This is a genomic window from Shinella sp. OV683 (assembly GCF_057787725.1).
This window is the reverse complement of record NZ_CM173543.1, coordinates 4574086-4596169: the sequence shown is the minus strand read 5'-3', so window position 1 is coordinate 4596169 and position 22084 is coordinate 4574086. Positions and strand designations below refer to the sequence as shown.

Genomic DNA, 22084 nt, shown 5'->3' with positions numbered 1-22084 from the left:
CGTTTGTGGCCGCGAAAGTCGCTAACGATCGGTGATGGCCTTAGATATCGGATCATGATTTTTCCATTTCCGCCCCGCCCTCATCGGCGGTGGTGGTGTTTCGCCTTTTTCGGGTTCAATCAGGAGGGCTGCTATAGGTACTTCAAGGGCCTTGGCGATCACCTCCAACGTGGAAATCGTGACATTCTCCGATCCCCGTTCGACCTTGCCGATATAGGTCCGGTCGATGTTTGATTCCAACGCCAAACGCTCTTGCGACCACCCCTTCGGCACCCGCAGTTTCCTCAAATTCCATCCGATGATTTTCTTGGCATCCATGCCGCCAAGAAACGTATTCTAGCCTTGACAATCGACCGTCTGATACGCCCATATTAAAATGAGGGAGCGCACGGGCGTCGTTGATCTCGATCGATCTGAGATCGCAGTTAGCACCCAAAAGTTGAGCGATATTTTTGGGAGAATGCCTGCGATGGGCTATTTTGATGCGTGGCGCCGATATTTCCGATTTTCCGGGCGCTCCACGCGATCGCAATATTGGTATTTTCAATTGGTCTTCGCGTCTCTGATCATTAGCGCGAAGATCATCGATGCCAATTCGGGCTGGTCAATCGATGAAACAGGAGAGGCCGTGAGCCGCTGGTTGGTTTGGTTTTGCTCACGCATATTGTGCCGGTGGTCAGCGTGACGGTTCGACGCCTGCATGACACCGACAAAAGCGGATGGTATGTGTCGTTACTAGCTACGCCCGCAATCGCATTTTTCCTCGCCATCCTATACGGTTGTCAGTCTCCGACACCCGGAACCAACCGATTCGGTCCACCTCCCCAACGACAAATACGAAATCCCGAAAGCGTGCTTTCGGACAGTAAGAGCGCATTTGCTGGCAGTGCAGAGATTGAATTCGAGAAAATTGCTCGTACTCAACTCCCTGACCCCGCTACGCTGTTGCATCACTTAAAAGCACTGCGGGACGATGGAATTATTTCGGATGAGGAGTTTGTGCGATTGAAGAAACCACTTCTCGATCAACTGCTGGGATGAATATCGTCAGACAAATTTACGACAACCCGGAGCGAGAGCGAAATCTGCTCTCGCTGGACAACAAAATTTTGTAAAAATGAATGGATGGACAAAATGACCGAGATTCTTGGTGTTGCATTGGATTTTCTAGTATATGCGTCTGAGTTCATCGGGGAAATGCTTGCGATGTGGATGTTTGGTTACGCCGTTTCCAAACTCGTGATTCGCGCGACTCCAATTAAGGATAGCACTATAGCATTTGCGGTAGGCATGGCGATCATGTCTCTCGTAGCTGGTTTGATCAGCAGCGCGGCGTCAGGGGAAACGTTCCTTCAAAAATGGATTTCATATTCGTGCGCAGGAGCCGCGGTGCTGGGCTTGTATCTTGTATTCATTTTGTTCCCTTTGCACCTCTGGACAATTTACGCGAGTTTTCCCCCAACATCAGGACCAAACAGGTATGGACCGGCGGCTCCGGCTCCGGTGCGCCAAAGAAAAGTCGACAAGCCCAATCAGCCCGTCGTTGTCGCACAACCGACAAGTTCTGGCGTGGATCTGGAAAAGCTCGAGAAGCTGGCGTCGCTTCGCGCAGCGGGTGCGATTGACGATCAAGAGTTTCAATCTTTGAAGGCCGGTATTATCGGTGGTGGTGTATGATGTTTATCGCCAGATTACCTTTCATGAGTTTGCGGCATTGGACCTTCAAAGTGCAGTTTGTAGCCGCTTGGCTCTACGGGCCTTCAGCCTATGCACAAACGCCTCAAAATACGGGGCAGGACGACACCGGCATCGTCGTCCTCCTACTCATCATCCTGATCGTGTATTTTATCCCGACTATCGTCGCCTTCAGCCGCAAACACCCAAACCGATGGATCATTGGCGTGATCAACATGGTATTCGGTGGCACCGGTTTGGGGTGGTTGGGCTCACTCGTCTGGGCCCTCAACGCGATTCACAAAAGTGGAGAAGGCAGCAATGGCGGTGAAAGCGGCCTTAACCTGTTTGTCAATGATACGACGAAGGTCGAGGTGACGCAAATTCCGACTGCGGTCCAAACTCAGGACGCCGCGTCGGATCAATTGCAAAAACTAAAAGCACTGCACGAACAGGGTATTCTCGCAGACGACGAATTTGCGCGGTTGAAAAAGCCACTTCTGGAAGCGCTGCTCAAATGACCAACGCATTCGTTGGGCCATCGCCGGTTTCCACGACGAGGCTCAACAACATCGCATCGCCCGACAAATCCATCACCGCCATCCATCATGCCAAATCTCCAGCTGTCGCCGAACACTTTTTGGCAGAAAGGCAGAAACCTCAATGGTCACAAACACGCAAAACCAATGGGATGTAGGCGGCGCATACTAACATCACTACGTCCACGATCTTGATGATCGACGCTTGCGTAGTCATGTTCAGGCAAAACAGGAGAAAATATATGATTTCATATGTAAACTTGGCAGCGTTTCTGCAGGTCAGTTTGATTGACATATTTCTTTGCTACCCCCTAATTTTCGGGGTTTCCGTGATATTCATTTGGATACCAAATATCGCAACCAAGAAAACAATCCTGTCTTCTTGTTTATTTACATCGGTTGCGAAAATGCTTCTGGTGGGCTCGGGTAGCGTCCTGCTTTCCGTTGTCGGATTCATGCTTCTGATGAGCTTGGCCACTCTCGTCGTCGCATGGATTCAAATCCACCGGCTTGCCGTTCACTCTCCTGACGAAACACAAATTTCGGCAAGGCGAGGGGTGATCGAAATATCCGCCGCAGGCGTCGGCATGTCATTCGCCTCGGTCTTGGCGCTGGCAGGGGCGTCAAGCCATCATATGCCGGCGCTTATTCTAGGCGTGTTTCTCTCGACGGCGATTATGATCCTTGCCGGTTATCTCCTCGGATTACTCCACAACCGTGTCCGTTGGACCGCTTGGATTGCGGCACTCCTCTTCATGCTTTTTGCATTGCGGGATGTCTATGAGGGCATCAACGAGATCGTCGGATATTCACTGCCCAAGCTTCCATAATAGCCGACCGTGAGCGTCAGGCGTGGCACCAAAACACAGGTTGCAAATAGTCGGGGAAACTACACCTTTTTCGTTGCAGAAAAGAGCCTCAAGAATAAAGCTCCGTCGAACCTTTTGCTTCAAATCTGGGGGCACGCGCGGAATGAAGCCTGATAAAATGTCTATTCATGACCTTTTCCATCGAGAACGCCGCTATACCGTTCCATTATATCAACGCGCCTATGTCTGGAACGAAGATGACCAATGGCAACCACTATGGGATGACATCGAGCGCCAAGCCGATGCCTGCCTTGCAGCGGAGAATGGTGTGCCACGCCGCGCCCATTTCCTTGGGGCCGTGGTGCTCAATGTGCAGAAAATCGTAGGCAGCGCGGTAGCCCGGTCGGAAGTCATCGATGGACAGCAGCGCCTTACAACACTTCAGATTTTCGTAGCGGCCTTGCGCGATTTCGCTGACGAGATCCAGTCCAGCTCTTTCAACAAAATAAAACGCCTTACGGTCAACGAAGACGAAAAGCCCGGCGCGGAGAGTAGCTTCAAGGTTTGGCCGACGAATGCAGACCGGCCTATGTTCCGATCGATCATGATGGCGGGCAGCACGGCAGCTCTCTTAAAACAACACGGTTTGGCCTCAAAGGACGAGCCGCCTCGGCTGATCGGCGCCTATATGTATTTTCGACGCCAGATCGAAAGCTATGCGGGAGGAGATGATCCAGAGAAAAGAGAGCAGCGCATTTGGGGGCTTTTGCAAGCTTTGAGAACGGGCCTGCAGCTTGTTGTAATCGAGCTTGAGGAAAACGACGATCCGCAGATCATATTCGAAACCCTAAATGCGCGAGGACAACCACTTCTCCCGTCCGACCTCATACGCAACACGATCTTTCATCAGGCGTCGGCGGACGCCGCACACGGCAGTAATCCGCATTATGCTGACGAATTATACGAGACGTACTGGCGGCCTTTCGACAATGACAGGACGAAAACCCCGGTTAATGGTGAAGACAGGTATTGGCATATCCCGGAGCGCCAAGGCCGACTCACCCGACCGCGTATCGACCTGTTCATCTTCCATTTCCTAGTGATGCAGACTGCCCGAGAGCTTTCCATAGGGCATATTTTTCAGGAATTTAGAGATTGGCGCGATCAATCGGATCAGACGCTAGAGGAGTTCCTCGGTGAGCTGAAACATTTTTCTGGAATTTTCAAGGATCTAATCTCACCATCTGGGACGGATCAGCTTTCTATTTTCGCAAGAAGGCTTCGCTCTCTAGATACTAGTACGGTATATCCACTTCTTCTTTTTATTGTCGGCTTGCCATCTGAAAAACTATCTCGCGTTGACAGGGATACAATACTTTCCGACATCGAAAGTTGGATGATCCGGCGGTTCGTGTGCCAGCTCACCAATAAGAATTACAACAAGTTTTTCGTGTCTATGCTTTCGAAGGTTCGCGACATAGTTTTCGCAAAGACACCTACGGATGATGAGGGCTCAATCGGCGGGAAGCTCGTTTCCGCTGTGCGCGAAGAGCTTAAACGGTCTCACGATGTTACGACGCGCTGGCCAGATGACAGTGAATTTGAAAAAGGATGGTTGAACAATGCTGTCTACGTGAAGTCACGCCCAGATCGCGCAGTCATGCTGCTGACGGCTATCGACAATGCTATGCGTACCAATAAGAATGACTACAAACACGCCCCGGAAAATTCGAGCGTAGAACATCTTCTGCCCCAGAATGGCAGCGTAATAGATTACCCCTATCCCCCGGAGCCAACCCAGCCCGATGGTCTTACGGCTTCCGCGAGAAGGCAGAATGCGATTCACGCCGTTGGAAACCTGACACTGGTCACGCAGCCTCTCAATTCTTTGCTCAGTAATGGACCTTTCTCGAAGAAGCGACCCGCGATCGCGCAGAATAGTGAACTTCGCTTAAACATTCGCTTCCAAAATCCCAATGCGACGCAATGGCTTGAACCAGACATATCGGCGAGAGGAAGAGAGATGTTTTCGTATGCAAAGGGTGTCTGGTCGTTTTCCAAATAAATATCACGCGCAAGAGACGACTTCACTCAGAGGACGAAGAACGATTTAGCCTTGCGAGCGAGCTATTTATGCTCGTTTTGCAAGCGCTCGGCGGTTGGCCCGAGTGATGAGGGACCGGACGCCGTAACGATGATCGGGGTTGCGGCGCATATTAGCGCTTCCGCAACCAACGCCGAGGCCGCCTGATGGCGACGATCACCCATGTCTTCAGCATCGAATATACCGCGAAAATGCTCGATGAGGATTGCGAACTGCTTCGGGCGATCGTCCGCAACGATGACAATCTCAGCTACGGCAACATCATCAGCGTCTACATCGGAGAAGACGAGGCGATAACTGCTCTCACCGATGACGGGATCGATGAACTCAGTCAAATGCTCTCTGACGCTCGTCGTTCAGCCGCCAAATGGAACGACTTCCTCCAAGACTTCGTCGACGACGAAGAACTCATCGCGCGCATCAAGGCAAAACTCCTGCGGTGACAATCGGACGGTTACCGCTAACCGTCGGGCTGCGTATTCCAGCGAAGCCGGGCGGTATCGCCAATTCCGAAGCCGTACCGCTAGCTATCCACCAGTCGGCATCAAATCATTCGCCGTGAGCAAGTTGTGCGCTCGTTTTAGGATCGCCTTCCTTAGCTTCTCGCCTCTGCCCCCTGCGATCATCAATTCATTAATGGTTCTCTTGCCGAGAGCTTTATAAATTTCGACGGCTTCGCCTTGCCGCAGGGCCCGCTTTTTGACCAACGTCTTGCCAGTCGGCAGCCGTACAATTTCGCCAGTTTCGCGGTCTACGACATCAGCCCTACGTGGGACGATGCGGTAACTGTTGACCGCGTGCTTCAACATGTACACTACCTGCTCGATGATCGTTTCGCCCTCGACTTTCTTGAAATGGAATGGCTTGCCGTCGGGGCGCAACGTAGTGTGATGTCCGTTTGTTGCCGCTCTGATGTCACGTAAGGCGTCACGCCCGATACCCCAAACAATAGCGTGGCAGTGCCAAGACAGCATGTTCGAATCTGCCGCATTGATTGCTTGCATGTTGGTAAAGTAGCCGGCTTCGATCGCTCCAAGGAAATCGAAGTCCGAGAAAGTGTCTGCCGCCCAATCTCGGATGCGCTTGGTGTCAAATTTCGTACCGTCCTTTATGCTGGTAACGTGGTCAGAAAACGCGACTGTCACGAAATAGCAAGTTCGCTTTTTCGCGCCGAATCTCGATTTAAGAACCTCGGTAGAGGCGACTGCCACGGCCTTACGTGCCGCCATGTTCGTTGCGTAAAGTAACGATGGTCGATCGTCGAACACGATCGACTTAATACGATCATTCACGGTTCTTCCGCGTTTGGTGTGAAAATAGGCGATCATCGTGGCCCTGAAGTCATCGTGAATGCGTATATACTCATCGATATCTCGAATTGGCTTTCTCTTGGGCATAGGTTCTCCATGTCATCACCACATCCGTATAATAGGAAAGGATGTGGTGATGAGTGTAAGGGGATATTGAGGATGGGATATGTTAGGTATCAGGAGGGATATTAGGTATTTAAAGGATACTTAACATTATCCTGAAACCTCGATAAGCTTGATTTGTATTCCAAGCCCCACTGCGTCATCTACGCTGATCTCCGCAACGGCGCTCCTTCCAATGAGTGAGGAAAGCTTATCGATCAGATGGCGTGGGACGGCCATGCTTGTTGCTAGGAACGGGCCTTCTTCATCACGCCGATGACCAGATGAGATAGATGAGCTAACTTCACGATCCGTCGTGGGGTCCAAGGGACCAGCGGCATTGTCGTCTGGCGGTGCCGCATCCAAATCTTCAGGCCGGTGCCTAGACATCGCCTCAAGCCCACCACGCGCCTCAATCTCAGCAATCAAGCTCGCTGCTGGCACGTGCGCGTTGAATAATGGACTCAAGGCCCTTGAGTATTTGTTAGCACGCTGGTTCCCTTCAGTTGTGACCATGCCGTAAACGAACCGGATTAGGTAGTGCAGGGCTCGTTCAGGGTTTTCATAGCTTGGAGGGTTCTTTCTGCCTTGCCAGTCTGGGGCTGATGTGAACAATCCCCATTGAATCTCATCAACCCGCCACGCTTCAGCGATGGTGTAGAGCTTTTGAAGAATGACGTAGATCGAAGTCCGATAGCCAATTTCCACGTTGTCTGCGACGTTTCTGATATGCTGAACTGTTGGGAATGTCGGGGCCTCGCTCATGAGGGTCGCCAATTGTGATTCCAAAGCTCCATCTGAAGGGCCAACACGTGGAAGGTATTCAGACAGATATCCTGAAGGGCAAGGGATACGGAAGTCGTTCAAGAACGATATGACGTCGCCTGCCCATGCGGCCGCGTTCGCGTCCGAAACATGGTCTGGTAGGCCGTGGAGTTGAATTGTGCGTAATAGCGCCGGGCGCAACCGGACCGCCTCGCGCCGTTCGAACAACTGATGATGGCGTGTGAATAGATGGCTCCTCGTAGACGCTTTCAGATCTAAAGTATGAACCAGACGGCCCGTATTATCGAGGACTTCGACCGATCGGTTTCGCGGATAAATGCTATTCATGGAGTACTCCAATTAGGCGGGTCGCTGAGAAGTGGATGTTCTTTGGGTGGCTTGCAGAAAAGAGGTCAGATCCGAGCGACGGTAGACCACCTTGGAACCATGTTTCTGAAACGGAGGGCCGCCAGTTCCCTTCCATCTCCACATCGCCAAAGTTTTGGGCGCGACGCCGAGGTATTTCGCTGCATCTTTTGCCCCGAATACGACTTGTTCGGGGGAGCTATTCGGTAGGCGGCTGATCAGGACGTCGGTCAGAACTGGGTCATCTAGTTCGAGATCCAGAGAGCTTGCTATCCGGAGTAATGCTTGCACCACTTTCTGGCGCCGTCGAATGGACGACTTCCCTCTTAGTTTTTTCATGTATGTTCTCCTTTTTTCGGTCACAGATAGGCCTCTCCGGAGATGAGTATTTCGTCTCCGGTTCTTAGATTTTCTGTTGTTTTTCAGTTGCTTAGTGCAGAAAAGATATAGCAAATTTCGCGACTTCTGTCATTCGCGAGATGTCTCGATTTTTCCAAATCTCAAACGTCGTAAAATCGAAAATAAAGGAAATGAGATTCAAGGGCTTACAAGGGCTTTTTTCAACGCAGCTGTTTTCCAAATTAAAACAATTACTTGCGCCAGAAAAAATGAGAACGGGCGAGCTAAAAAAATCAATAAAAACAATGATGTACTCATGAGTGCTAAAAAAAATTATACAGCCTATACAAGAATTCAAAACTTTGCTGAAAAATACACCGAATCGCTGCGGCCGAGTGAATTTACCAAGTCGGACGGTTGTAAAGACAGGGGAGCCGCTTAGGGCTTTTTCAGATGTTCATTCAGTTTCGATGACACAGAATCGGCGGTATCATGGAGCGGGTCGGCCGCCAAATGGGCATAGCGTTGGGTGGTCTGCGTTTGTGTATGACCTAATAATTTGCCCACGATATAGAGACTATTTCCCGACGAAACAGCAGAGCTTGCGAAATTATGGCGGAGGTCGTGCAGCCGGAGATCAGTCAGTTCCGCTGCCTCCCTTATCTTGGCCCATACCTTCTGGATGCTAATGGGTGTCATCCCTCCGGCGGCCGATGGAAAGACCAACTCGGAGCCACACACTTTGGGCAACAACTTCAGAAGTTCCATGGCTGCGGAACCTAGTAGAAGAGCCTTCTTGCCGGTCTTGCTATCCGGCAATTTTGCTAGGTTGTGATCGAAGTCAAGCCATTCCCAACGCAGAGTCAGCGCTTCATGGCGCCTGCATCCGGTCAAAATCAGAAACCGAATAGCAGCCACGACGTATGGACTTACACCGGCTTTTTCTGCATTCGAGAGAGCAGTTCCGAGACGATCCAATTCAGAGGCGGTGAGGTAGCGTTCGTGCTTCTCGAGCTTGTAGTGCTTAATGCCCTTGGCGGGATTGTCCGTTCGATGTCCCTCGTTCACCGCAAACGTTAGAATGGACGACAACAATGCTAGGGTGCGGTTTGCCGCCCCTTTGCCCCCGGTGACGATTGCCCGCCCCCGGGGCCGCGTCTTTACATCTGCTGCGGTCTTTCCCTTTGCGATGGAAACCTGAAATTTCTGGATATCTGCCCGAGTGAGGTCGATAACCTTTGATTTTCCTAAGAGGGGGGCAATATGCCGTTTTATGAGGCCGTTCTCAAAATCGATCGTTGATTGCTTTTTTTGTGATGTGCCCCGCTCGAGATAGTCTTCAATGAGCTGGTTCAGGAGGATCGCTTCTTGCCGGGCTTTTTTGGCAGTGCGCGGATCATTACCTTTACTCACCTCGGCAAGCAGTTGGACCGCTGCGTCCTTAGCCTGATCCAAAGACCACGGCCGGCCATACTCGCCAATGGTAAAGCGTCTCGCAACTCCCTCAATGCGCGCTTGGACAATAAAGTTCTTCTTGCCGCCCTTCGTCACCTTAACGCCGAACCCGGTCAAACCTTCGTCGAAGTAGAAGTTGTCTCTTGACGAGGGTGCGAGTTGGTCGAGAAAACGCTTGGTAATTTTCATGTCGATGGTGTCTCCGGCGAATATATAGTACTCGCACAGTACTCAGACTTGCGAGAACTCGCAAGTCTTTGAGGTCGGCAGAGCGAAAAATTATCGTTTAAAATCAGTGCAAACTGTGTCGAAAGAGATCAGCAGAGATACTGCACCGTAACATTCGTAATGATGGGGTCGCAGGTTCGAGTCCTGCAAGCGGCACCATATTTCCCTAATGCCTAGCGCTGCATCATCGAAGCACTCGATCACATCTTGGACATCACCCCGGCGCAAGAGGTTAATGTCCGAGCCGCTTGGGCAGGCACTCGCGGCGGCAGCTGGACATGTGCCATAATGCGGGTCTTCTCATGAAAGCGATTCCATGCCGCAGACCCAAAACCGCACCGATCCCCTGTTCGACAACGCCCTATCAGACAACAATGGTCCGAAAAATCCGCTTGCTATCCTGAAGCAGGTCTACGGTTATTCGGCCTTCCGGGGCAAGCAGGCTGCCGTGGTCAGCCAGGTCGTCGCGGGCGGCGATGCTGTGGTTTTGTTCCCGACCGGTGCCGGCAAGTCGCTGTGCTTCCAGATTCCGGCGCTCTGCCGCGACGGTGTCGGTATCGTTGTCTCGCCGTTGATCGCGTTGATGCGCGACCAGGTGGAAGCGCTGAAGCAGCTAGGCGTCCGCGCTGCCGCGCTCAATTCGTCCCTAACGCGCGAAGAGTTCGTCGATGTTCGGCGGGCCATTGCCAATGGCGATCTCGATCTTCTCTATGTGACGCCGGAGCGCATCGTTACATCCGCCTTCAAGGACATGATCGGCGATGCCCGGATCGCGCTGTTTGCTATCGACGAGGCGCATTGCGTGTCCCAGTGGGGCCACGATTTTCGGCCGGAATATCGTGAGCTCGGCCATCTCGCCGAGGCCTATCCCGGCGTGCCGCGGATCGCGTTGACGGCGACGGCCGATCCGCATACCCGCGAAGACATCATCGACAAGTTGGCACTTCGTTCGGCCGAGGTCTTTACGACCTCCTTTGACCGACCGAACATCGCCTATGAGATCGTCGAGCGCGACCAGCCGCGCCAACAGCTGCTGCGCTTTCTCGAACGCCACAAGGGTTCCAGCGGCATCGTCTATTGCCTGTCGCGCGCCAAGGTGGAGGACACCGCCGAATGGCTCAACGCCCAGGGGGTGCGCGCACTCGCCTATCACGCCGGCATGGATCGCGCCCTTCGTGACGCCAACCAGGATGCTTTCCTGAAGGAAGAGGATCTTTGCCTGGTTGCCACCGTCGCCTTCGGCATGGGCATCGACAAGCCGAATGTCCGCTATGTCGCCCATCTCGACCTGCCGGGTTCGGTCGAGGCCTACTATCAGGAAACCGGCCGCGCCGGGCGTGACGGACTGCCGTCCGATGTCTGGATGGCCTATGGCATGGCGGATGTCATCCAGCGCGGACGGATGATCGACGGCGGCACGTCAGGTGACGATATCAAGCGTGTCGAACGCGCCAAGCTCAACGCCCTGCTCGCCATCTGCGAGACACCCGGCTGCCGCCGGCAGGCGATCCTCGCCCATTTCGGCGAGGCGCATCAAGGTGGCTGTGGCAACTGCGACACCTGTCTCAAGCCGGTCGAGACCTGGGACGGCACGGATGCCGCCATCAAGGCGCTCGCGGCGATCTACCGCACCGGCGAACGCTTCGGCACCGGCCATCTCATCGACGTGCTGCTCGGCAACGAGAATGAGAAAACCACCCGCTTCGGCCATGCCGGCATGCCGGTGTTCGGGGCCGGAAAGGATATCCCGTCCAAGACGTGGCAATCGGTCTACCGCCAGCTTCTGGCGGCTGGGCTCGTCAGCGTAGATCATGAGGCGTTCGGCGCGCTGAAGCTGGAGCCTGAGGCCCGCGCCGTCTTCAAGCGCGAACGCGAGGTTCGCTTCCGCAAGGACCGCCCGACGACGGGCAAGGCCTCGAGATCGGCCTCGTCGAGTTCTGCAAGCGCCAGATCGGCACTCGAAGGTTCCGACATGGAGCTTTTCGAAGCGCTCCGCGCCGCGCGAACCGCCATCGCCAAGGAGCTTTCGGTCCCGCCCTATGTCGTCTTTCCCGACACCACGCTGGTTGCTTTCGCCACCGATCGGCCGATGAGCCGCGACGCGCTGCTCGGCGTCTCAGGCGTTGGGCAGTCAAAGCTGGAGCGTTATGGGGATATCTTCTTGAAAGTGATCCACGCACATCAGCGATAAATGCACCGGCGCGCCTTTGGAAGCGCGTCAGCGCCAGCCGAGGCCGGGAGCGACATGGGTCAGGATCGCCTCGATGACATGCGCGTTATAGTCGACGCCGAGCTGGTTGGGCACGGTCAACAGCAGAGTGTCAGCCTCGGCAATGGCCTCGTCCTTTGCCAGTTGCTCGATGAGAGCATCCGGCTCGGCTGAATAGCTGCGGCCAAAGATGGCGCGGGTCTTCGCGTCGATGAATCCGATCTGGTCTTCGCCCTCATTTCCGCGGCCGAAATAGGCGCGGTCGCGGTCGTCGACCAGTGCAAAGATGCTGCGGCTGACCGATACCCGCGGCTCGCGCTCGTGGCCGGCCGTCTTCCACGCTTCCCGGTAAGCCCTGATCTGGTCGGCCTGCTGGACATGGAACGGCAGACCGGTTTCGTCATCCTTGAGCGTGGAACTCTGCAGGTTCATCCCCAGTTTTGCTGCCCAAACGGCTGTCGCGTTCGAGCTGGCGCCCCACCAGATGCGATCGCGCAGGCCCGCGGAATGCGGCTCAAGGCGCAGCAGCCCGGGCGGATTGGGAAACATCGGTCGTGGATTGGGTTGCGCAAAGCCCTCGCCGCGCAATACATCGAGCAGCGCCTCGGCATGACGTCGGCCCATATCGGCATCGCTGCCACCCTCGGCTGGTTCGTAGCCGAAGTAGCGCCAGCCGTCGATCACCTGCTCGGGAGAGCCGCGACTGATGCCGAGTTGCAGGCGCCCGCCGGCAATCAGGTCGGCAGCACCGGCATCCTCGGCCATGTAAAGCGGGTTCTCATAGCGCATGTCGATGACTGCCGTGCCGATCTCGATACGGCTGGTTTTCGCGCCGGCGGCGGCCAGCAGCGGGAACGGCGAGGCGAGCTGGCGAGCGAAGTGATGCACCCGGAAATACGCCCCATCGGCGCCGAGTTCCTCGGCAGCGACGGCGAGATCGATCGACTGCAGAAGTGCGTCCGATGCCGAGCGCGTCTGCGACTGCGTCGAGGGCGTCCAGTGCCCGAACGATAGAAAGCCGATCTTCTTCATGGTGATACAACGCTCAGATATGTGTGTGTTTACGCTTCATGGCACAATTCCGGCTTTGGATACAGCAGGGAATCCGTGCTTGAAAGCACTTCCGATTTATTCCGCGATTAGGCCGTCAAACACTTCAAGCATCGCATCGTCAATTGCTTTGCCGAGGTCGGATGCGGTGGTCGCCAGTGCATCCTCATTCATGTCGCGCGCCGCAATGGCGAAGGCGGCACCCTCAATCGTGATGATCTCCTGCGCACGCTGAATTGCCCAAAGTGCAAATTCACTCCGGCTGCCGATCTCGGTCGTCTCCATTTTTCTTCTCCTGATTTGCTTTTGTGATTGGCTTATATCCGACTTGGCTGTCGAACAAAGCCGTTCCAGACGCGATCCTGCATCGTGGTAATCCTTGTTATCTGCGCATGGAAATCTCTGCGGCATTCAACTGCTCCTGAGCCTGAACAAACCTTCCGTCGATTCAAATCAACCACCTATGCATCCATTGCATGGGTGGCATGAGGAGTTACGACTTTTACGGGATGGTCGCGTCGTCTATATACCAATCATCGAAACGACGCCGGAGCCAAACAAAGGTTGCTGACGTCAGACAGCCCTCAGAAAGGGGATTATCATGAACGTCGCCCGCTCTTTCACCAACTGGGTGAAATTCCGTCAAACCGTTGCCGAACTTGGCCGCATGTCCAGCCGCGAACTGCAGGACCTCGGCATCGAACGGGCCGATATCCGCCGCGTAGCCCAGGCTTCAGTCGCTCTCTAACAGCGACATCTCTGCCAAGCATTTGCAAACGTCCGCCTCGTCAGCGGGCGTTTTTTGCGTTGAGGGACAGGCTTGAACATTAGTTGTATTTAATACTTGTGGCGACCAATGGTTGACAGGTCAGAATTCCACGTACATGAAGGATTGTTCACCAGATCAGAGTTGCAAGGAACAATTATGGTTCGGAAGTTTCTTTTAAGTGCCGTCGTCTCGGTCAGCGCTTTTGTGTTTGCAGGGTCGGCATACGCCGAGGTCCTGAAGGGCATATGCACAGTGTCGGCATCCGCTCACGGCGGAAAAAGATTCGCAACGTTGAAATGCTCCAAGGCATCCGAACCCGGCGATTACACGATCAGGTCAACAATCTGGGAGAAAGACGATCGTGCAGCCTATGGAAAATTGGCCCGCTTCGCAGGACGCCGGTTTGCCTGCAATTTGACCCAGGGTGGCACAGTAAGAGACGGTTGGATGGAAAGCACCCATTATCAGCTAACGAACTGCAAGTAGCCAGGCGAATTGCTTTCGCTCGGCTGCAAAAGGCCTCGCGGCGCATTCGTCCGCTTATCATCACACATCCCTGTCTCTAGTCGATGATCCTCACCCTCTCCAAGCCAGCAATTGACAGCGCGGGGATTATTCATATTATTAATACTAATAATGAGTCCCACAGAGGGTGGCCGGCAATATGCTTTTACAGGGTCCGCGAGCAAAAGGCTCCGCAGGAATTAGCTTGCATGCGAAGCTGTTGGACCAGCTTGGACAATCCATTGTGCGGGCTGAGCTGGCGCCCGGCGACCCCTTGCCGAATGCTGACGACTGGAGTGCCGCTCACGGCGTCAGCCGCACCGTCCTGCGTGAAGTGATCAAGGTTCTCGCCGGCAAGGGAATGGTCGAGTCCCGCCCAAAGATCGGCACGCGCATTCGCGACCGTAGCGACTGGAATTTCCTCGACCCGGATGTGCTGGCATGGCGCTATGGCACGACGACGGATTTCAATGAGGCGCGCTCTCTGTTCGAGCTGAGGCGGGCGATCGAGCCGATGGCCGGCAGCCTTGCTGCACAGCGCGCCGATAAGGCCGAGATCGCAAAGCTCGAGCAACTCTATGGGAAAATGGAGCTGTATGTCGACGACAACGATCGCTTCGCGGAAGCCGATCTCGCCTTCCATCAAGCCATCATGCGCATGACCGGCAACGAGCTCTTCGGTTCGCTGGCGGCGCTGACCGAAACGGCAATGCTGATCAGCTTCAGACTGTCGGATGACAACCCTTATGGCCAGCGGCCCTCCCTGCCGCTGCATCGGCGTGTCTGCGATTGCATAGCGGCTCGCGATCCGGCCGGGACGAGTGCGGCGCTGATCGAGCTGCTGGATCTGGCGGAGGCCGACGTCAATCGCTCTCTGGCCGCCCGGCGCAAGCCGCGTGAATAGACTTGCTTCGCGGTTCTGACGCAAACTCCAGTTGGGAAAATGGCCGATGACGCCGGTTGAAGTTGCCGCCCGATACGAGTTTGCGCAAAGATTGGCTCAGGGTGCCGGACAGATCGCGGCGAGCTATTTTCGCAAGCCCACGGCCTTGAACATACGCGAGAAGGGGCTTCACGACCTGGTGACCGAGGCCGATCTTGCGATCGATCGCTTTCTCGCCGACGAGATCGGGCGCGCTTTTCCCGCCGATGGGACCGTCACGGAGGAGTCGGGCGGAGAGTGGACGGAAAGCGTCTGGGTGATCGATCCCCTGGACGGCACGCAGAATTTCGCCCGGGGATTAGGCCATTTCGCCATCTCGATCGCCTTCCATCAAGCGGGTAAGACAGAGATCGGCGTCGTCTACAACCCCGTTTCCGGTGAGATGTTTGCAGCCCGCCGTGGTTTCGGCGCTTTTTGCAACGGTGAGCCCATTGCTGTGCGTCCGACCGCATCACCTCGGGAAGCGGTCATCGATGCCGGCTATTCCAGCCAGCGGCCGGTCGCCGACTACATTGCCTTGCTGTCGCGCCTGACCGGCGCCTCCTACGGCTTCCTCCAGAACGGATCGGCAGCCATGGGGCTGGCGCATGTCGCCAGCGGTCGCATCGACGGCTATTGCGAACTTTTCCTCAACAGCTGGGACGTGCTGGCCGGTGCGTTGCTGGTGGAAGAGGCGGGCGGATGGGTCAGCGATTTCACAGCTGATGACGGCTTGCGGCGCGGCAACGCCATTCTGGCTTGCGCTCCGCTGTTAAGAGGCTCGCTGCAGGCCTTGACGGAGATCGGCCGAGCGGGCCAGCCGGAAACGGTTGCCTCGCCACTCGCGATCTGAAAAGCTTAAACCCAGCCACCGTCGACGATGAACTGCTGGCTGGTGCACATCCGGCTGTCGTCGGCGGCCAGAAACAGCGCCATTCGGGCGATGTCGTCCGGCTGCAGGCGTTGTGGCAGGCACTGCCGCTCCTCGATCTGGCGTTCGCCCGCAGGCGTCAGCCAAAGCCGCATCTGCCTCTCGGTCATCACCCAGCCGGGGACGAGGCAATTGACGCGGATATTGTGCGGGCCGAATTCGCGGGCAAGGGCCCTGGTCATGCCGTAGATGGCTGCCTTTGCCGTGACGTAGGCTGGACAGTCTGCATCGCCTACCATCCAGGTGATGGAGCCAAAATTGACGATCGAGCCGCCGCCCGCGTTCTTCATGTGGGGTAGCACGGCCTGCGCGGCAAAGAACTGGTGGCGCAGGTTCACGGCCATGCGGTCGTCCCAATAAGCGACGTCGATATCTTCCGTTTGATGCCGATCGTCATTGCCGGCATTGTTGCACAGCGCCTCGATGGGGCCGTTTTGGCGGCACGCCTCTGCGATTGCCGCCCGCAGTGCCTCTACGTCTCGCAAATCGCATGGAATGAATAGAGGTGCCGGAGCGCCGGCAGCCCTGACGGATTCGACAACCGCACGCGACGCCTCTTCCGCAATATCGACGAAGGCCACCCGGCTGCCCTGCAGGCAGAAATGACGCACCAGGCTTTCGCCGATTCCGCTGCCCCCTCCCGTGACCAAAACGCTGCGCCCTGCAAGGCTTGGATAGGTGGCGTAGTTTTGCGGATCTGCGGGCATGGCTGCGGTCCTCGTTGCATTGTCCTCCGGTTCTTAGCTGCCGTGTTTGACAGTTCTTCCATCGCTCCCCGCCATGACCGTCAGTGCTTGTGCACATGTCGCTTTCGAAAGCTGAAATCGGCGATAATCTATATAGTATGAATAATATGAACATTGTCATTCCGCTGTCATTGTCGGTGATTAACAAATCCCGGACATCGACGGCTGGACCTCAGCGACAGGACGCCCGCATTGGCTGCGGGAGCCCGCCCGGGAGCAACCGCCTGAGACAAACATTTCACCGCCGCGCCAAACAGGCCGGGCATATCTCTCAAATTGTACGCCTTGAACAAGGAGCGATTAAATGACCACTTGTCCCAGCGAAACACTCTCCGGAACATCCAGTTGGATCGTGGAAAGCTATGCCGATTTCCGTTACCTGGACACGAACACGTCCGGCCTTCGGTTCAGCCAGGGCCTAGTGTGGAATGAAGACGCCGGCGAGTGGATTTCTTCGTGGCAATACGGCCTTGCGCGCCTGGATTCGAACTTCCAGTTCATGCAGACCACGGGTTCGGTGGACACCTCGACCTTGAGCATTACCAGCGGCATCCCGCAGGTGCTGGCCGATATGGGCCTCGATCACATCGGCGATATCGATTACTACAACGGCAAGCTGTACATCTCCCTCGACAATTCTGAAGTCGATTACCAGACCGGCTATGTCGCGGTCTTCAACGCCAGCGACCTGAGCTATACCGGCACATTGTACGAGCTGGTCGGCGCTCCGAGCAACCCGCACAACGACGTCGCAAGCTGGGTCGCCATCGATGCCGAAGCCGGGCTTGGCTATGGCAAGGAATACCAGATGGGCAATACGATCAACATCTACAGCCTTGAGGACTGGAGCTTCCAGGGCACGCTCGAGATGGACCAGAGCCTGAAGAGCATTCAGGGCGCCAAGGTCCTGGACGGCATGATGTATATGTCCTCCGACAATAACACGCGGTCGGTCTACAGCGTTGATATGACGACCGGCCACGTCACTGAGCTTTTCCAATTGCCCGGTGTGGCCGGCACCGACATGGAGACCGAAGGCCTGGAGGTCCGCAAGAACGCCGACGGCCAGGTGGAGATAACGGTTGAACTGATCGTAGACCCCGAAGGCGACATCTACGCCGACACCTATACGCGGGTGTTCACCTATGTCCTGAGCGAAGGTTCGAGCGTACCGCTGACCCATACCTGGACCGTCAACTCAGCCGGCGACACCACCAATGCCAACGATCTGTCCCTGACCCTGCGCGAAGCCATCGCCAAGGCGGACGCCGGCGACACCATCACCTTCGACGCCTCGCTGGCCGGCGATACGATTACCCTCGGTGACGTGGAGCTCGCACTGTCGAAGAACATCACCATCGAGGGCGATCTCGACGGCGACGGCAAGAGCGACATCACCATCAGCACCAGCGGAACGTCCCCCGTGTTCCACGTTACCGGCGGCACGACGATCCTCAACGGGCTCCTTGTCACCAACTCCGAAGAAAGCGATGGCAGCAGCGTCGTGGTTGACGCCGACGGGGCGCTCACCTTCACCAACGGTGCGACGACAGATCTCCAGACTCGTGGCGACGACATTCTAACCGGCGCAAACGGCTTCGATGCCATCCATGGCGGCGCTGGAGACGACATCATCCAGGGCCTTCGCGGCAAGGACCTGCTCTACGGCGAGGCCGGCAACGACCTGCTCATCGGCGGTGCGGGCGGCGACACGATGGTCGGCGGCGCCGGCGACGACACCTATATCGTCTCCGAGGACGGCGACGTTGTCACGGAACTCAAGGATGGCGGTACCGATCTCGTCAAGGCCTCATCCAGCTACGCGCTGGGTGACGCCGTCGAGAACCTGACCCTGATGGGAACAGGCGACCTCAACGGCACCGGCAATGGCCTTGCCAATGCGCTGACAGGCAACGCGGGCGCCAACACGCTCTCCGGCCTCGCCGGCAATGACAAGCTGATGGGTTGGGCAGGTGACGACACGCTGAATGGCGGGTCTGGTGGTGACACGCTGAATGGCGGCGATGGCGACGACACGCTCAACGGCGGCGCCGGCAAGGACGCCTTGTCGGGTGGCGCGGGTGCGGACCGTTTCGTCTTTGCGTTTGGCGACACATCTGCGTCGAAGTCCAAGGCCGACACGATATTCGACCTGCAGGGCAACAAGGGCGACATGATCGATCTGCATCTGATTGATGCCAAGGAAAGCAAGGCTGGCGACCAGGCGTTCAGCTTCATCGGCACCGACACGTTCTCCGGGCATGCGGGTGAATTGCGCTACGAAAAGGCCGGCGGCGAGACCTACATTTATGGCGACACCGACGGCGACAAGAAAATCGACTTCGCCATCCATCTCGATGATGCCATGAACCTCAAGGCCGATTATTTCGTGCTTTAAATCTCGGCATGAAGGTCCTTGCGCTGGACCATGCCTTGTCGATGACCGCCAACCGGGCAAAGGTCGTTGCTAGCGATTGAGGATGATGAAAACACCCCGTCCGGCCAGCCGGATGGGGTGTTTCGTCAGTGCTATTGAGGAAACCTGAGATGGAATCCTGCGAGGAACGTCGTCGCGTTTTCAACCACGCGGATTGCAAACCACCACCGCTTCGTGATCGAAAGCGTCATCATGCGGGAAGCCCGCGCCAGGATAGACGCGGGCGAGAGTTGCCTACTCTGCAGCCTGATAGGCGGTCGAACGGCGCGTTTGGCGTCTTGGCCCGAGGGCGGCCAGCAGGGTGATAAGGATCGCAAGCAGTGAGACGAAGGTGATCGCCGCGACGTAGGGATCCCATCCGAAACGGCCCGACGCACCGAAGATCGCCGACGTGGCCGCAAGCACGATGCCGCCGCCGATCTGGAAGGCGGCGAAAAGCAAGCCAGAGGCCAGGCCTGACTTGTCGTCCTCGACATCCGAAAGTGCAGCGACCTGCACGCTTGGGTAAGTCATTGCATAGCCGATGCCAAGCGGGATCTGCGACAACGCGACCAGCAGGAAGGGATTGACGTGGCCGAGCGCAGTCACCCAGAAGATATAGCTTGCAGCTTGCAATGCCACGCCGAGCGTCATGAGACCTGTCGCTCCACGGTTTTGGGCAATGGTCGCGAAGCGTGGCGCCAGAAACATCACGGCAACGCCTCCGAAGGCGAAGCAAAAGCCAGTGACGAAGGCCGACCAGCCAAAGACATTCTGGTAATAGAGCGTTGCGATGAACTGGAAGCCGACATAAGCGCCCTGGAACAGCGCGGCGATTGCATTGGCATGGCTGAGTTTGGCCCTGCGGAACATGGAGAGAGGCACCATCGGCTCGGCGTGCTTTGCTTCGACTGCCAGGAACAGCAGGATCAGCACGAGCGCGGAAACAAGCGCGCCCCAGGTTGCAAACGCCTGCCAGCCTTCGGCTGCCGCATTTGTGATGCCGAAGACGAACAGCAGCAGGCCCGGCGTAATCGTCAGCGCGCCGGCCCAGTCAAACTTGGCGCGCGGCCCTGTCCGCCGCACATCGCTTGGCAACGCGAAAAAGGCGACCGCGAGCGCCAGAACAGCGACCGGCGCGCCCATGACGAGGGTCGCGCGCCAGCTGAAAACGGTCGCGGCGCCACCGAGAACCATGCCGAGCACGAAGCCTGTGGCACCGGTGGAGGCGAAGACGCCGAGTGCTTTTGCCCGCGCTTCTCCTTCTCCGAATACCGAAAGTAGCAGCGCCAATGCCGCCGGTGCCGTGAATGCCGCCGCAATGCCCTTGACCAGCCGTGCGGCAATCAATGTCGGGCCGCTGTCGACGAAGCCACCGGCAATGCTGGCGACCGCAAAGACGCCGAGTGACCAGAGGAAGACACGCTTGTGTCCGAACAGATCGGCGACGCGACCGCCGAGCAGCAGGAAGCCGCCATAGCCGAGCACATAGGCGCTGACAGCCCATTGCAGCGACGTGGCCTTCATCCCCAGTTCTGCCTGGATGGCTGGCAGTGCGACGCCGATCGTCGAAACGTCCATGGCGTCAAGGAAGTTGGCGGCGCAGAGCAGTAGCAACGCTAGCCCGGCGCCTTTTCTGGATTGAGATTTTGTCATTGAATCGTTCCTTTCTCAGCCGCATCCCGCTTGGGAGAGCGAGGCGGCAGGGAACGAGAAAATGTACACCGAACAATCATATTGCAAATTGATAGTAGCCATGCCAGATATTGCTGACGATGATGAATGATGCGACCCTTCGAAAAATAGACCTGAACCTGCTGCTTGCATTCTCCGTGTTGATGCAGGAGCGCAATGTCAGCCGAGCCGCCGAGCGGCTGCTGCTTGGCCAGCCCGGCTTGTCAGCCGCACTCAGGCGCTTGCGCGACGCGCTTGGCGACGAATTGTTCGTCCGGGTGGGACGCGGTCTTCAACCGACGCCCAGGGCTTTGGCCATTGCTCCGGCAATCGAGGATGCGCTTTCCGGCCTAGAACGCGCGATCCGGCCGCCTGCGGCCTTTGATCCCGCAACCTGGGAAGGCGAATTTCGCATCGGCATGTGCGACAATCTGGAATCAGCATTCTTTGGCCCGCTTGTTGCCCGTCTGCGTGAGCACGCGCCTAAAGCCCGGCTGGTCAGCATCGCTTCCGACAAGCGCGATTCGGCACGCCGGCTCGACGAAGGCGCCTTTGATATCAGCGTTTCAGTGCATGACGAGCCGGCGTCTTGGCATATCCGTACACTGCTGTTCAACCAATGTTCGGTCTGCGTTTATGACCCTCGGCAATTGACGCTCAAAATGCCGCTCAGTCTGGATGATTTTGTCAATGCACCGCATGTGGCGATATCATTCGAAGGCTATTCCATGACCAGCATCGATGTTGCGCTCGGCCTGATCGGCCGCAGCCGGCAGGTCGTGGCGACGGTACCCCGTTATTCAGCCGTTCCACCGGCCCTGCGGGCCTTGCCGGCAATCGCCACGGTGCCGGAGTCGATAGGACGCTGCATGGCACAGTTGCATGGCCTGACGGTTTCCGTTCCACCTCTCGAATTGCCCGCCGACCCGATTTCGATGCTTTACAGAAGAGTGGACAAGGCCGATAGTCGCGCCATCTGGTTCCGCCGCCTCTTTGTCGATGTAGCGGCTGACGCGCTCAAGGCATCGGGTTGCCTGGTGGGAATTGACAAGGCTGCGTGATGCCGTCGGCGACGGATCCTGCAATTCTACAACAGCTGCGAGACTCTGCGGATCACAGGCGTTGGCGTCATTGAGAGCATCGCACTTCGGTGTCTTCTAGCGAGGTAGGCG

The 22084-nt window shown here is 56.4% G+C and carries 23 protein-coding genes and 1 pseudogene; 15 read left to right on the top strand and 9 right to left on the bottom strand.

Translation table 11 applies throughout. From position 1 onward, the window contains the following. Positions 1 to 21: 21 nt before the first annotated feature. Positions 22 to 318 (bottom strand): helix-turn-helix domain-containing protein, encoded by a 297-nt coding sequence (locus ACXHRN_RS22140; protein WP_488638450.1) that lies wholly within the window; start codon positions 316 to 318, stop codon positions 22 to 24. Positions 319 to 376: 58 nt separating this feature from the next. Here ACXHRN_RS22140 and ACXHRN_RS22135 point away from each other — a divergent pair. The 8 genes and pseudogenes from ACXHRN_RS22135 to ACXHRN_RS22100 all read left to right on the top strand — a co-directional run. Beyond that, positions 377 to 759, top strand: a pseudogene (locus ACXHRN_RS22135) (DUF805 domain-containing protein); the annotation flags it as partial. Positions 760 to 852: 93 nt separating this feature from the next. Next, the gene (locus tag ACXHRN_RS22130; protein WP_488641982.1) at positions 853 to 1041 is read left to right on the top strand and encodes an SHOCT domain-containing protein; all 189 of its coding nucleotides are present in this window, start codon (positions 853 to 855) and stop codon (positions 1039 to 1041) included. 93 nt (positions 1042 to 1134) lie between these two features. Then, positions 1135 to 1677: an SHOCT domain-containing protein gene (locus ACXHRN_RS22125; protein ID WP_488638449.1), complete on the top strand. Its 543-nt coding sequence runs from the start codon at positions 1135 to 1137 to the stop codon at positions 1675 to 1677. Next, complete coding sequence (locus tag ACXHRN_RS22120; protein ID WP_488638448.1) at positions 1674 to 2195, top strand: superinfection immunity protein; 522 nt, start codon at positions 1674 to 1676, stop codon at positions 2193 to 2195. Before ACXHRN_RS22125 ends, ACXHRN_RS22120 begins: the two co-directional genes overlap by 4 nt. After that, positions 2192 to 2371, top strand: coding sequence for a hypothetical protein (locus ACXHRN_RS22115; protein ID WP_488638447.1), 180 nt, complete (start codon positions 2192 to 2194; stop codon positions 2369 to 2371). Before ACXHRN_RS22120 ends, ACXHRN_RS22115 begins: the two co-directional genes overlap by 4 nt. An 84-nt stretch (positions 2372 to 2455) precedes the next feature. Then, positions 2456 to 3043, top strand: a complete 588-nt coding sequence (locus tag ACXHRN_RS22110) for a TerC family protein (RefSeq protein ID WP_488638446.1) — start codon at positions 2456 to 2458, stop codon at positions 3041 to 3043. A 142-nt stretch (positions 3044 to 3185) separates the two neighbouring features. Beyond that, positions 3186 to 5087 carry a DUF262 domain-containing protein gene (locus tag ACXHRN_RS22105; protein ID WP_488638445.1) on the top strand — a complete coding sequence of 634 codons (1902 nt, stop codon included), beginning with the start codon at positions 3186 to 3188 and terminating at the stop codon, positions 5085 to 5087. A 185-nt stretch (positions 5088 to 5272) separates the two neighbouring features. After that, on the top strand, positions 5273 to 5569 hold the full coding sequence (locus ACXHRN_RS22100; protein WP_488638444.1) for a hypothetical protein: 297 nt from the start codon (positions 5273 to 5275) through the stop codon (positions 5567 to 5569). 84 nt (positions 5570 to 5653) lie between these two features. Here ACXHRN_RS22100 and ACXHRN_RS22095 read toward each other — a convergent pair whose 3' ends face one another. The 3 genes from ACXHRN_RS22095 to ACXHRN_RS22085 all read right to left on the bottom strand — a co-directional run bounded on the left by ACXHRN_RS22095 (position 5654) and on the right by ACXHRN_RS22085 (position 8008). Continuing rightward, positions 5654 to 6523, bottom strand: a complete 870-nt coding sequence (locus tag ACXHRN_RS22095; protein WP_488638443.1) for a hypothetical protein — start codon at positions 6521 to 6523, stop codon at positions 5654 to 5656. 126 nt (positions 6524 to 6649) lie between these two features. Continuing rightward, a complete protein-coding gene (locus ACXHRN_RS22090; protein ID WP_488638442.1) occupies positions 6650 to 7651 on the bottom strand; it encodes a hypothetical protein in 1002 nt (333 codons plus the stop codon). A gap of 12 nt (positions 7652 to 7663) precedes the next feature. Then, complete coding sequence (locus tag ACXHRN_RS22085; protein WP_488638441.1) at positions 7664 to 8008, bottom strand: helix-turn-helix domain-containing protein; 345 nt, start codon at positions 8006 to 8008, stop codon at positions 7664 to 7666. A gap of 94 nt (positions 8009 to 8102) precedes the next feature. Between ACXHRN_RS22085 and ACXHRN_RS22080 the strand changes: the two genes are divergently transcribed. After that, complete coding sequence (locus tag ACXHRN_RS22080; RefSeq protein ID WP_488638440.1) at positions 8103 to 8450, top strand: hypothetical protein; 348 nt, start codon at positions 8103 to 8105, stop codon at positions 8448 to 8450. Here ACXHRN_RS22080 and ACXHRN_RS22075 read toward each other — a convergent pair. Beyond that, entirely contained in the window at positions 8447 to 9652 is a 1206-nt protein-coding gene (locus ACXHRN_RS22075; RefSeq protein WP_488638439.1) for a site-specific integrase, read from the bottom strand. The genes ACXHRN_RS22080 and ACXHRN_RS22075 overlap by 4 nt on opposite strands. Before the next feature lie 355 nt (positions 9653 to 10007). Between ACXHRN_RS22075 and recQ the strand changes: the two genes are divergently transcribed. Next, complete coding sequence (recQ, locus tag ACXHRN_RS22070; protein WP_488638438.1) at positions 10008 to 11882, top strand: DNA helicase RecQ; 1875 nt, start codon at positions 10008 to 10010, stop codon at positions 11880 to 11882. Positions 11883 to 11909: 27 nt separating this feature from the next. Here recQ and ACXHRN_RS22065 read toward each other — a convergent pair whose 3' ends face one another. Next, positions 11910 to 12932, bottom strand: coding sequence for an LLM class flavin-dependent oxidoreductase (locus tag ACXHRN_RS22065; RefSeq protein ID WP_488638437.1), 1023 nt, complete (start codon positions 12930 to 12932; stop codon positions 11910 to 11912). A gap of 96 nt (positions 12933 to 13028) precedes the next feature. Then, positions 13029 to 13235 (bottom strand): hypothetical protein, encoded by a 207-nt coding sequence (locus ACXHRN_RS22060; RefSeq protein WP_488641981.1) that lies wholly within the window; start codon positions 13233 to 13235, stop codon positions 13029 to 13031. A 316-nt stretch (positions 13236 to 13551) separates the two neighbouring features. Between ACXHRN_RS22060 and ACXHRN_RS22055 the strand changes: the two genes are divergently transcribed. From ACXHRN_RS22055 to ACXHRN_RS22045, 3 genes are all read left to right on the top strand, one after another. Further along, positions 13552 to 13698, top strand: a complete 147-nt coding sequence (locus ACXHRN_RS22055; protein ID WP_488638436.1) for a DUF1127 domain-containing protein — start codon at positions 13552 to 13554, stop codon at positions 13696 to 13698. A gap of 730 nt (positions 13699 to 14428) precedes the next feature. Beyond that, positions 14429 to 15127 (top strand): FadR/GntR family transcriptional regulator, encoded by a 699-nt coding sequence (locus ACXHRN_RS22050; protein WP_488638435.1) that lies wholly within the window; start codon positions 14429 to 14431, stop codon positions 15125 to 15127. A 46-nt stretch (positions 15128 to 15173) separates the two neighbouring features. Beyond that, entirely contained in the window at positions 15174 to 15998 is an 825-nt protein-coding gene (locus ACXHRN_RS22045; RefSeq protein ID WP_488638434.1) for an inositol monophosphatase family protein, read from the top strand. 5 nt (positions 15999 to 16003) lie between these two features. Here ACXHRN_RS22045 and ACXHRN_RS22040 read toward each other — a convergent pair whose 3' ends face one another. Continuing rightward, positions 16004 to 16783: an SDR family NAD(P)-dependent oxidoreductase gene (locus ACXHRN_RS22040; protein WP_488638433.1), complete on the bottom strand. Its 780-nt coding sequence runs from the start codon at positions 16781 to 16783 to the stop codon at positions 16004 to 16006. A 343-nt stretch (positions 16784 to 17126) separates the two neighbouring features. Here ACXHRN_RS22040 and ACXHRN_RS22035 point away from each other — a divergent pair, with 343 nt between their 5' ends. Further along, positions 17127 to 19220: a calcium-binding protein gene (locus tag ACXHRN_RS22035; protein ID WP_488638432.1), complete on the top strand. Its 2094-nt coding sequence runs from the start codon at positions 17127 to 17129 to the stop codon at positions 19218 to 19220. Positions 19221 to 19493: 273 nt separating this feature from the next. Here the strand turns inward: ACXHRN_RS22035 and ACXHRN_RS22030 are convergent, their stop codons facing one another. Continuing rightward, complete coding sequence (locus ACXHRN_RS22030) at positions 19494 to 20894, bottom strand: MFS transporter (RefSeq protein ID WP_488638431.1); 1401 nt, start codon at positions 20892 to 20894, stop codon at positions 19494 to 19496. A gap of 119 nt (positions 20895 to 21013) precedes the next feature. On the opposite strand from ACXHRN_RS22030, the gene ACXHRN_RS22025 reads away from it, so the two are divergent. Next, entirely contained in the window at positions 21014 to 21973 is a 960-nt protein-coding gene (locus tag ACXHRN_RS22025) for a LysR family transcriptional regulator (protein WP_488638430.1), read from the top strand. Positions 21974 to 22084: the final 111 nt, after the last annotated feature.